Raw genomic sequence first — 234 nt, 5'->3', positions numbered from 1 at the left:
TTTGCTCTGCATTCGTAGATGTGTATTCTGCTGGCGTAGTAGCCGTGATGATACTGATTTCAGGTTGTTAACCATCACGCTCACTGCCAGCTTTGGCGGGTATGCGACCAGAAGGTGTACATGATCCCGCTCACCGTCCATCTCTATGATTTCGCATTCGAGCTTTGCGGCGGCAGACAGGAATGCTTCCCGTAGCTGCTCAATCATATGCCTGTCAAAGAGCTTTCGACGGTA

General features: G+C 50.4%; 1 protein-coding gene. It reads right to left on the bottom strand.

The annotated features are described in order from the left end of the window. A partial coding sequence (gene tnpA / locus EAE89_RS23345; protein WP_214086706.1) for an IS200/IS605 family transposase occupies positions 1–234 on the bottom strand: 234 nt, incomplete at both ends.

The sequence above is a fragment of the Photorhabdus heterorhabditis genome, assembly GCF_018448905.1.
Classification (GTDB): domain Bacteria; phylum Pseudomonadota; class Gammaproteobacteria; order Enterobacterales; family Enterobacteriaceae; genus Photorhabdus; species Photorhabdus heterorhabditis.
The sequence above is the reverse complement of the archived record's forward strand: the minus strand, read 5'-3'. Positions and strand labels throughout refer to the sequence as shown.